We start from the raw sequence: 11,287 nt of genomic DNA, 5'->3' as shown, positions 1-11,287 counted from the left end.
GGCACGCATGAGCGATTCTCTCGATTTGAGTCTGGACGGTGTTGAGCGCCGCTCCCTTGCCGATTTTACCGAGCAGGCTTACCTCAACTACTCCATGTACGTAATCATGGACCGTGCATTACCGCACATTGGTGATGGTCTGAAGCCGGTTCAGCGCCGGATTATCTACGCCATGAGCGAACTGGGGCTGGATGCAGACTCCAAGCACAAGAAGTCGGCACGTACTGTCGGTGACGTGCTGGGCAAGTTTCATCCGCATGGTGACTCGGCGTGCTACGAGGCAATGGTCCTGATGGCCCAGCCGTTCAGCTACCGCTACACCCTGGTTGATGGCCAGGGTAACTGGGGTGCGCCGGATGATCCAAAATCCTTCGCGGCCATGCGCTATACCGAAGCGCGGTTGTCACGCTATTCGGAAGTACTGTTGACCGAGTTGGGACAGGGCACTGTTGATTGGGTGCCAAACTTTGACGGCACCATGAATGAACCGGCAACCTTGCCTGCACGTTTACCCAACTTGCTCCTCAATGGCACCACCGGCATTGCTGTCGGCATGGCGACTGATGTGCCGCCGCATAACCTGCGCGAAGTTGCCGCTGCATGCGTACGCTTGATCGACGAGCCCAATGCTACGGTCGAACAACTTTGTGAGCATGTATCGGGCCCGGATTACCCAACGGAAGCCGAGATCATTACGCCACGGGCGGATTTGCTGAAAATCTACGAAACTGGTCGTGGCTCGGTGCGCATGCGCGCGGTCTACCGGATCGAAGATGGCGATATCGTTGTCACCTCGCTGCCGCATCAGGTTTCGGGGTCCAAGGTACTGGAGCAGATTGCCGGGCAAATGCAGGCCAAGAAGTTGCCAATGGTGGCTGACCTGCGTGATGAATCTGACCACGAAAACCCATGCCGTATCGTGATCATCCCGCGTTCAAACCGGGTTGATGCAGCGGAGCTGATGCAGCACTTGTTCGCCACCACCGAGCTGGAGTCGAGTTACCGGGTCAACACCAACGTGATTGGCCTGGACGGCAAGCCGCAGGTGAAGAATCTGCGCCAGTTGCTGCGCGAGTGGCTGGAGTATCGGGTCAATACCGTGCGCCGCCGACTGCAGTTCCGCCTGGACAAGGTCGAGCGCCGCTTGCACCTGTTGGAAGGTTTATTGGTTGCTTTTCTTAATCTGGATGAAGTCATTCATATCATCCGGACTGAAGACCAGCCCAAGGCAGTGCTGATCGAGCGCTTCGCCCTGACCGATATTCAGGCTGACTACATCCTCGACACGCGTTTGCGCCAGTTGGCCCGTCTTGAAGAGATGAAAATCCGTGGCGAGCAAGACGAACTGGCCAAAGAGCGCGAAAAATTGCTCAAGCTGCTCGGCAGTGAAGCGCGCCTGAAAAAGCTGGTGCGTGACGAAATCATTAAAGACGCAGAAACCTACGGTGATGATCGACGCTCGCCGATTGTTGCGCGTGCGGAAGCCAAGGCGCTGTCTGAAAACGAGCTCATGCCTGCCGAGCCGGTCACTGTTGTGATCTCCGAGAAGGGCTGGGTACGATGCGGTAAAGGCCATGATCTGGACGCCACCGGTTTGTCGTACAAGGCCGGGGATGGTTTCAAGGCCATGGCGCCGGGGCGCTCGAATCAATTTGCCGTGTTTATCGACTCTACCGGGCGCAGTTATTCGTTGGCTGCGCACTCACTGCCTTCGGCGCGCGGGCAGGGTGAACCACTGACCGGGCGCTTGACGCCGCCGCCTGGCGCGACCTTTGAATGTGTGATGCTGCCGGACGATGAGGCGCTGTATGTGATCGCATCCGATGCGGGCTATGGCTTCGTGGTTAAAGGCGAAGACCTGCAAGCCAAGAACAAGGCGGGTAAAGCGCTGCTGAGCCTGCCCAATGGTGCGAAAGTGATACCACCGAAGCCGTTGGTCAGTCGCGAGGATGATTGGCTTGCTGCGGTGACAACCGAGGGTCGGTTGTTGCTGTTCAAGGTGGCAGACTTGCCACAATTGGGTAAAGGTAAGGGCAATAAGATTATCGGTATCCCGGGAGATCGAGTCGCTTCGCGCGAAGAATACCTGACAGATCTCGCGGTTCTTCCGGTTGGTGCGACGCTGGTATTGCAAGCAGGCAAGCGCACTTTGTCACTCAAAGCCGAAGATCTTGAACATTACAAGGGTGAGCGAGGCCGGCGTGGTAATAAGCTGCCACGGGGCTTCCAGCGAGTTGACAGCCTCTTGGTTGAGTAGTGCGGTAACACCTGAAATACTGATTGGCAGATCAACGCTGGAGTCTGGCACTGCTTTCTAGGATGATATGACCGCTGGAAACTGCTGGCGGTTTCATTTTTCAAGGCATGGCTCTAGCCGATTTAGTAGTGAATTGCCACTACAAAAAGGTTGGGGTAGACCTGATCAAAAGGTTGGTATTTGTATTTCAGGCGAGTCATATCGAGGGTTTTAAGTTCGCTAAGAATTTATAGTTTTAGCCTGTGCTTGATTTTTACTTTATGGATATATAGACCGGTCTTATGACTGGCTGGATGATATTGATGATTGCAATACGACTCCCCTTGGTTCTGTTGGTAGCTCTACTCGGGTTGGCTGGATGTGCACGTTACCAGCCAGTGCCTTTGTATCAGCTCGATAGTGGCGACGCTGAGGTACCGTCCGCTAAAGAGGGTTTGGCGGTATTGTTGGGCCCGGTATCTATCGCTGATTATTTACAGCGCGAGGCTTTGCTGCAGCGCCAGGAAGACGGCAGCTTGATCGCTTCGAGAGACGCGCGTTGGGCAGGTAGCCTGGCAGCCGATATCGATCAGCAGTTGCTCCTGCAACTGTCCTCGCAACTCAATAGCCAGCGTCTGGCGCTGGCGCCTGCGGTGCCTGGCTTTACGCCGCAGGTGCAAATTCTGATGTCTATTGCCCGGCTTGATTCGGGCCCGCAACGACCTGCTGTGCTTGAAGCACAGTGGCGCTTGATGGGCAAAAATGGTGAATTGCTCGATGGTCGATTGGTGCGTCTTGAGCAGGCTCACAGTGGCTCTATTGCTGACCAGGTACATGCCCAGAGCACGCTGATGCGCCAATTGGTCGAGCAAGTCGCCTCGGCGGTCAAGGCCCATGATGGCGAAATCCCGGCAATTGCCGAGCGGTCACCTAAAAAGGCGCCGGTGACCACGCCCAAGAAAGAAGATCCGCCGAAGATCCCTATGGCTCAGCCGGTACGAATTGACTCTGAAGTGTTCCGTTTCTAAAACGGCTTAGCAGCAAACTTGAAAACCCGCAATTGCGGGTTTTTTTGTGTTTGCAACCTGCAATAAACAGCACTTGTGCAAGCAAGCTGGCTTGAAGAGCGAGCATCAGCCTGGGAAGAAGCGCCTGGAATGCGCGTCCGACTTTAGGGGGGCAAATGAGCAGCTTATTGGTGTTACGTACCCTGCGGGGCCTCAGCTTGGGCGGCCCCAGCAGTAGATCTTCAGTGGTTTAGTGGTCGCGTAACTTGCCTAGCTGACGCTCCAGCAGGGCCGGATAGGGGTCAAGCAGCCTTTCTACGCAATAGGCACCTTCAGGGCTGGCAATCGAGCGAGTACGGGCGCGTTGGCGAACCAGTTCGTCATCAGCGACGCCACGTTCAACCAGCAGCAAGTTACGGCTGTGTTGTGATAATGCCAGAGCGTCCTGGGAGGTTTCGTTGAGCAGCAACTCACCCTGGCTAAGGTCCACCAGGTCTTCGCCCAGGGTCATGCCCAGTTGCAGCTGCAAGGTGATGCCGCTGTCGGCAACCTCGATTTGCAAGGCGTGACCGAGTGCACGCATCAGCTCGCCGCAGCAAATGGCGTGAATCAGGAACTCTTCGCCGCTGTCCTGATGGTGGAACAGCATCAGGCTGCTGCCGTCCTTGAGTGTGTGCAGCTCAGCTTGATAGAGGTTTGCCGCGCGCTCCAAACAGTCGCGATAACGCTTCAGCAAATCCATCAGGCGCGCGCGTGGCAGGCGGCGCAGCTGTTCTTGCGCGCCTAGCTGAATTGCCAGCACCGCGCTTGGCTGGGATGTCTTGGCGGCTGTTGCGCTGAAGGCGGCAGGTTTTGCAGCCACGTCGTCTTCTGGCTCGTCGATATCGTGCAAGTCCGCAAAGGGGTCGGGCTTGGCGTGCTGCGTTGCCGATGTCGATTGGCTCGCTACTGGACGTGACTCAGGCTCGTCAAAGTCGTGCAGGTCATCGTCTTTGGCGCTGAGGTTGGGCATCGAGAACCCAGGCTCATCGGCGTCATCATCGTAGGCCAGCTCATCTGCGTCATGCTCGTCGTCATAGTCCGCATCTTCGTACAGGTCTTCTGGTTCCAGTTCGTGCTCCGGTTCAGGTTTGGCCGGTACCAGTCGGGCTTGCAGTTGGCGAGCGAGATCGCCAATTTCATCCTGGCGGCCAGCGCCGGGGGCCGGGTCATCAGGGTCACGTAGCCACACGCGCAGCTGCAACAGGGGCGTTGAAATATACCGGCCCAGGCGCAGGCTCAGGGTCAGGGCCAACGCCAGCAAAATCAGGCTGAGAATACCCATGCTTTGCAGGCTAATGGTCATGGGCTGTTCAAACTGGCGCATGTCCAGGCTGATGCGCAGCTGTCCGGCGATCACTTCTTGAAAGGTAATGGGGGTCGAGTACAGGCCTTCTGTCTCGCCCAGCATGCCCTGGCTTGGGCGTGAGCCTGCCTCGGCAAGAATGCGGTTGTCGACACTATAAATGGCGGCATGGGCAACCAGCGGGTTCTTCACCAGGTTATTTAGCAGCACGTTAAGGCTGAGAATATCGTTGGAAACCAGCAGCTCAGTGGCAGAGGATGCGGTCTGGGTGATCAAGCTGGTGCCCAAGGCTTCAGCTTGTTGCTGCATGGCCTGCTTGAATTGCATGCCTATCACCCAGGCATAGATGACCAACGCCATGGCGACGAGCAATAAGCTGTGGCTAGCGATGCGCAATACCAGCGGCACGCGACGTTGGCGCAGTGCCTGGAAAAGCAAGATAAAGAAATTATCGGATTTCACGGGGGCGGGCCGGTTCACAGCGCTCGATTCTTGTCGACTGAAGATGCCGCGCAGTATAGCGAGCGCCCCGCGTACGGCAAAGCACTGCGCATGTCCGAATTGCCAGGAAAGTGGGTAGAATGTGAGCGCTTCACCGGCCCTGCTGGGTATAACCGCCTGTTGAAAAACTATTCGTCAGGCTTTGTGGGTGCCGAAATAGACTGGGAAAGTGCTTTTTTCGTCTAGCTATCATCGTTTGGCGTCCTGTTTTGCACGTCACTAATTGTCTTAACGGTCATTTTCGGCTGTTTATAACTTCTTGAGCCTCGGAGGGTGCGCCTTGCGCGAAATCGTCCTGATCAACATTACCGGTGAAGATCGTCCCGGTCTCACTGCCGCCATCACAGGGGTATTGGCCCAGGGTGGCGTCAATATTCTTGATATTGGCCAGGCGGTCATTCACGACACCTTGTCGTTTGGCATTCTGGTCGAGATTCCTGATACCGAGCGCGGCTCTTCAGTGCTCAAAGATGTATTGTTCAGCGCTTATGAGCTGGATCAGCAGGTGCGCTTCACGCCTGTTTCCGAAGCCGACTATCAGCTTTGGGTCGATGGCCAGGGCAAGGCGCGTCACATCGTGACCCTGCTTACACGCAAGGTCACGGCTGAACAGCTGCAGCGGGTGAGTGCAATCACCGCCAAATATGCCTTGAATATCGATCATATCGACCGCCTTTCCGGGCGTATGCCGTTGGACATGCCCGCTGAGCAGGGCAAGGGCTGCATTGAGTTTTCCGTACGTGGCGAGCCAGCCGACCCTGCGGCATTGCGCGCTGAGTTCCTCAGCGTGGCGCAGGAGCTGAATGTCGACATCGCCTTCCAGAGCGACTCGCTGTTTCGCCGCAACCGTCGCTTGGCCGTGTTCGACATGGACTCGACACTGATCGAGGCTGAAGTCATTGATGAACTGGCAAAAGCAGCGGGTGTGGGGGATCAGGTTTCTGAAATCACCGAGCGGGCAATGCGTGGTGAGCTGGATTTCGCTGCCAGTTTCAAGGAGCGCCTGGCCTTGCTAAAAGGCTTGCCGGAGTCGGTATTAAGCGAAATTGGCGCTTCATTGCGCCTGACCGAAGGCGCCGAGACGCTGTTCAGCGAGCTGCGTCGCCTGGGTTATAAGACGGCGATCCTGTCTGGCGGTTTCAGCTATTTTGCCAAGCAGTTGCAGGCCAAGCTGGGCATTGACTACGTTTACGCCAATGAGCTGGAAATTGTCGACGGCCTGGTCACGGGCGTGGCGGTCGAGCCCATTGTTGATGCCCAACGTAAAGCTGACCTGTTGCGCTTGCTCGCTGACAAAGAAGGCTTACGCCTAGAGCAAACCATCGCCGTGGGTGACGGTGCCAATGACTTGCCAATGCTGGCGATTGCTGGGCTTGGCGTGGCATTTCGCGCCAAACCACTGGTGAAGCAGTCCGCCAAGCAAGCGATCTCGACCCTGGGCCTTGACGGGATTTTATACCTACTTGGTTTCCGTGACCGCGACGGCCTGGAGTAATCGGTGTTAGCGCGGCTGCGGGATTGGAGGGGCGATGTCTGTGCTGAGTGCTGAGCCTAGTAAGCGCTTGTTCTTCGCCTTGCCTTGCTCCGCCGCGCAGCGTAGCGCTATTTCGCAGTGGCGCCGGCATTTGCAACTGCGCTCCGGTCGACCGGTTGCTGCTGAGAATTTCCACCTGACCCTGGCGTTTCTCGGCTCGGTGCCAGTCAGCATGATTGGCGCAATCTGCGCAGCAATTGACTCGATGCCAGTTAGTAACAAACCCTTGAGTGTTTGTCTGGATACCTTGGACGTCTGGCGCCAATCCAATATTTTGCTGTTGGCACCACAAGATCCTCCACCAGCACTAGGGTGTTTGGTCTATGCACTGGAACAGGCGCTACTGCCTTTTGGCCTGGTGTTGGGCGCGCGTGAGTTTCGTGCGCACCTGACCTTGTCTCGAGATTACAAAATGGCGGTTCCAGAGGCGGTTACGCCTCCAGAGTTCTGGCTCAAGACCGACCACTTTGTTTTGTATGAGTCTTACAAGGGGCGTTATCGGGCACTTGCGCAGTGGCCGCTCTAGCCCTGAAGTGCTGAGCCAGAGGGCCTTGTCTTGACTACTCGTCGTCTGGTGCGAAGTCGTAGTTCATCGCCTGGGTCGGCCCCTGCAAATAGAAACCTTGAATGTAATTGACGCCGGCTTGCCAGAGAGTCGAGAGCGTCGTGGCTGACTCAACAAAAGGGACGATGGTCAGCTTGGCTTGGGAGTGCAAGCTGTCCAGCAGGGTTTTCAGTGCTTCCTGATTCTCAGGGCGGTTGAGGTCCTGGCTGAATGAACCGTCGATCTTTACGAAGTCAATATGCAGGTGCTTGAGCGAGTTGAATGGATTGAGTGCGCAGCCAAATTGGCTGAGGGCCACTTTGCAGTGCAGTTCGTTGAGACCCTGGGTCAAGGCTTTCGCCTGCTTGAGGTAGGTGACGGCATCGGTTTCGCTAAGTTGGAAGGCCAGGGCGTCTGAAGGCAGGCGTGCGGCCTTGAGGGCAACGCTTAGCCATGGCAACAGCGTCTGGTCTTGCAGGCTGGCGCTCGATAAATGCACAAACAGGCGTGTGTTATGGCCGTTACTGCGATGCTCGGTGAGTTGCTTGATTGCATTTAGAATCACCCAGCGATCGAGCTTTTCGCCCAGCCCCGCCGAAACCGCATCGGCGAGGAATTCGGTCGGTTGGACTTCCTCACCCTTGGAGTTGAGCATGCGCAACAGCACTTCGTAGTGCTCCTGGCTATCTCCGCGCAGGCTGATAATGGGTTGGAACAACAAGCGCAGGCCGTTGTTATCCAGTGCCTGTTTAATCATGGCCACAACGTCACCACGATTCGCCGCCGCCGCTATTACATCAGCCGGGTTGAACAGCTTGAGGTTGTTGCCCTGTTCTTGCTCATCGGCGCAGCGGTGCGCTCGATCAACAACGATTTGTCCTTTCGGCGTGGTCTCATTGAGCCCGGCAACACCAATTGACAAGGTGGTTTGCGCGGTACGACCGTTTACGTCAAAAAGGTGGCCTTCCACTTTTTTCAACAGAACCTTGAGGCCAGGCTCTGCTTGTTCGGGGGTGACGCCCAACTGCAAGGCTGCAAATACATCATCGCCGAAACGTGCCAGCTGTGCCTCGCCGGCAAAATGGGTGCGCAGCAGGCTGGCGAGGTCGGCCAGCAGCATATCGATACCGGCAATGCCAATATCTGCCAGCAGCGCCGCATACTGATCAAGCCGGATATAGGCCAGGCTGGAGGGTTGCCCTGCATTTACAGCACGATCTGCGGCGGTATCAATCAGTTCCAGGAAATGGGGGCGATTAAACAGCCCGGTGACCAGGTCCTGACTGCTGATTTCACGCAGCTTTTCTTCGAGTTCGCTGTTATCGGCATCCGAGCGAATGACCACTTGGGTGCAGGGCTCACCATCATAGGTGGCAGGCAGAAAGCTCATGCGCGCCTTGAATCGCTTGCCGCCAGCTTTAACCCCAGTGAACTTGAATTCGGTCGTGCTTTCGCTGTCTGCGTAGTTTTTCAGGAAGTTCTTGAATTCGCCCTGGTCGCCGCTGTCGATCAAATCGATCATCGGCATGCCTTCAAGCTCGTCGGCATCTTCGTAGTCGAAGAGTTCCAGGTAAGCGCGGTTGGCATAGATATGCATGCCGTCATGCACGTAGGTAATGGCATCAACTGAGCTTTCAAGTAGCAGTTGACAGCGCTTCTCCGCTTCACGCAGAGCCACCTCGGCGCGCCTGCGAGCGCGACGCTCTTCAAGGTTTTGCAACTCGCGCTTGGCGATCAGGATCAGGCGTTCATCATCACCTTGCGGCAAGGCATCCTGCGCGCCCATGGTCAGGGCTTCGGTGATGCTGTCGGAATCATTATCGGCCAGTAATTGTATTGCCGGGACGTCCTTGGCAAGCCGTCGAATAGTGCTGATGGCCTCGGTTGGCGATAGCTGTTCGCTGCTGGGTGCGCAAATCAACAGATCCCAGGTTTGTTGCAGCACTTCATTGAGATCATCGCTGGAGGTCAGGCGGTGGACGCGTGTTGCGCTGCCCGAGTTGCGAAATAGGCTGACAAGGCGTTCGGCCTCATTTTGCGAGTCTTCGAGAATCAGTAGGCGGATTGTCTTTTTTTCGATGGCCATTGTTCAGTTCGATCTGCGCCAAGGTATTCGAGCACTCGGCCAAGGGTTAATCATCAGTGCAGGTTCGGTTATTGTGCGCTGGGCCCAATGCTGCAAACCGAAGCTTCCACACCGGATTAGTTACGCTGGCGGCTCACTGAATGAGTGAAGATGCACGGAATCTACAGCGACTTCCAGAGTGAGTCAAAGTCTTCCTCTGAACCGGTGCGTTGGCTTCCCGCTGGTGTGACGGGCTTCCCGGGATCTTCAGTTGCAAGGCTGCTTAGGCGGTATTCAAATTGATTGAAACTGCCGGTCGAGGCGTGCTTCTGGCCCAGCACGGCGCGATGCTCCACACCCGCTATGTTGACCATCACTTTGTTGCCTTCCTGGAACGGAAGACGCGGTACCAGGACCGAGGCCGGGCGCGATATGGCACTGATTTCAGGCAACAATAACCCGCGTAGATAACTGCTGTTTTGCTCGCTTTTACGGATGAGCTGCAGGCCGCAAGGCTGGGCGTGAGGGGCCATCAGTTCAATCCCCATCTGGGTCCCGCCGCCGCGTGCCTGACGTATCCAGCGCACCACGGCTATGCTCCAGGCCTGCCCTGGAGAGTCTTGAATACCCAGCAGCTCCCCTGCTTGTAGCTGGCTGGGGACTTCCTTTGGCCAGGTCAGGCAATAACCGCCTGGGCTGAGGTTGATGATGGGCAGTTCGAACGTAGGGAAAACTTGCGGGCTCTCGGCGTCCAGCCGGGCGGGCTCATTTGGCTCGCTGGCATGGGCATGGGCGTGGGCTTGAGGTTTTTCGTACTCGATTTCTTCTAAAGGCAGGCCATGATCCCAAGAGGGGTTTTTCTGGGCGTCGAAAGCGTTTGACCAGATGTCTGGCTTGCCCGTTGATTCTTTAAATTCAACTTTGCTGGCTTCTACCGGTAGCTTGAGAATCTCGGCAAATGTGCGCTTGTTAGCGATGAAGTAGTGCAATGCACTCATGCCGATGCACAGGTTCAACGACCCTTGGCCTGCGCTGCGCTGAAAGGTGCGCTCGGAAATATCGCCCCAGGCGGCGCTCAGGTGCTGCAAAAGGTCGATGCTCAAGCCTTCAGGCACCAGGAGGCGTGACTTGCCTGCCGCCTCGGGCGCAAGAAGCAGGTGTTCCTTGAGTGCATCGACCAGCGGATGGGTGTCGATGCCGATCGCAACCTGCAGGTCTTTGCTTTGAAATAACGAGGTGTAGCGAGGCGGGCCATCAAGCTGGCTGGCAATGGCGAACAGGCTTTCAGGGTCGTTGCCGTCCTCGATGTTGACCAATGTGCTCCATTGCTCAAGTGCTTCGGCTACACGTGCAATCGCGCTCTGGCGCATCTGGTTACAGCGCGAGCAGCCGATCAATGCCGCGACAATGTAGTTTTGCTCGACGCTCAGCCCTTGGCTGTGTCTAGCCAAGGGATCGCGTACCACGATGTTTTTCAAGCCATGCTGCCTGGCAAGCAAATACAGCTGATGCAGCTCAAACCACAGCCCTTCAGGGACAGGGCAATACAGTTGGCTGGCACGCACCAGTGGACCGCAAAGGCTGTGAATCGCACGCTGCAGGGCGATTGTCAGCAACTGCCTAGACTCTTTGCTGGTTTTACTGACGTTGCGCGAGATAACCAGCTTGTAGCCGTTGGCCAGGTGGTTTTGCAGGGCCTGGCAAAGGTTGGCAACCTTGCGTGGGCGCTCATCAAGGACGATGGCTTGGTTGAGGAAATGCTTTTCCAGATGCTGGCAAACGTAGTGCACTTCAGGGCGCAGTAATTCCAAAAGCTGCAAGCGATTGTCAGAAGGGGTCAGCAGTTGGTTGATTTCGACCAGTGCCTGATAAAGCTGGCGAGCTGTCTCGCCAATATTGGCTTTGGGCAGGTGCGCAATCCAGCGTTTGAGGTCACGCGGCGTAGAGTCACAGAACGACAGGCTCTGATTTTTCGGCGTCGAAACGCGAAGCAAGAGGTGCGGTGCTTGTGTCTCAGTCAAACCTGGATACTCCATGCTGGCAAAAAGCCAACAT

The 11,287-nt window shown here is 56.3% G+C and carries 7 protein-coding genes; 4 read left to right on the top strand and 3 right to left on the bottom strand.

Features of this window, described 5'->3' with window-relative positions; translation table 11 throughout:
* Nucleotides 1–7: 7 nt before the first annotated feature.
* Both parC and AACY26_RS17390 read left to right on the top strand, forming a co-directional pair.
* Nucleotides 8–2,257 (top strand): DNA topoisomerase IV subunit A, encoded by a 2,250-nt coding sequence (parC, locus tag AACY26_RS17395; protein WP_339515855.1) that lies wholly within the window; start codon nucleotides 8–10, stop codon nucleotides 2,255–2,257.
* A 302-nt stretch (nucleotides 2,258–2,559) separates the two neighbouring features.
* Entirely contained in the window at nucleotides 2,560–3,264 is a 705-nt protein-coding gene (locus tag AACY26_RS17390) for a PqiC family protein (RefSeq protein ID WP_339515854.1), read from the top strand.
* Between the two features lie 229 nt (nucleotides 3,265–3,493).
* Here AACY26_RS17390 and AACY26_RS17385 read toward each other — a convergent pair whose 3' ends face one another.
* The gene (locus AACY26_RS17385; protein ID WP_339515853.1) at nucleotides 3,494–5,068 is read right to left on the bottom strand and encodes an AhpA/YtjB family protein; all 1,575 of its coding nucleotides are present in this window, start codon (nucleotides 5,066–5,068) and stop codon (nucleotides 3,494–3,496) included.
* A 301-nt stretch (nucleotides 5,069–5,369) separates the two neighbouring features.
* Between AACY26_RS17385 and serB the strand changes: the two genes are divergently transcribed.
* Both serB and thpR read left to right on the top strand, forming a co-directional pair.
* Nucleotides 5,370–6,584 (top strand): phosphoserine phosphatase SerB, encoded by a 1,215-nt coding sequence (gene serB, locus AACY26_RS17380; protein WP_339515852.1) that lies wholly within the window; start codon nucleotides 5,370–5,372, stop codon nucleotides 6,582–6,584.
* A gap of 34 nt (nucleotides 6,585–6,618) precedes the next feature.
* Entirely contained in the window at nucleotides 6,619–7,149 is a 531-nt protein-coding gene (gene thpR, locus AACY26_RS17375; RefSeq protein WP_339515851.1) for an RNA 2',3'-cyclic phosphodiesterase, read from the top strand.
* Between the two features lie 34 nt (nucleotides 7,150–7,183).
* On the opposite strand, the gene AACY26_RS17370 is transcribed toward thpR, so the two are convergent.
* Nucleotides 7,184–9,253: an EAL domain-containing response regulator gene (locus AACY26_RS17370; protein WP_339515850.1), complete on the bottom strand. Its 2,070-nt coding sequence runs from the start codon at nucleotides 9,251–9,253 to the stop codon at nucleotides 7,184–7,186.
* Nucleotides 9,254–9,414: 161 nt separating this feature from the next.
* Entirely contained in the window at nucleotides 9,415–11,268 is a 1,854-nt protein-coding gene (locus AACY26_RS17365; RefSeq protein ID WP_339515849.1) for a molecular chaperone, read from the bottom strand.
* Nucleotides 11,269–11,287 lie beyond the last annotated feature (19 nt).

Source organism: Pseudomonas sp. RL_15y_Pfl2_60, from assembly GCF_963970595.1.
Taxonomy (GTDB): domain Bacteria; phylum Pseudomonadota; class Gammaproteobacteria; order Pseudomonadales; family Pseudomonadaceae; genus Aquipseudomonas.
The sequence above is the reverse complement of the archived record's forward strand: the minus strand, read 5'-3'. Positions and strand labels throughout refer to the sequence as shown.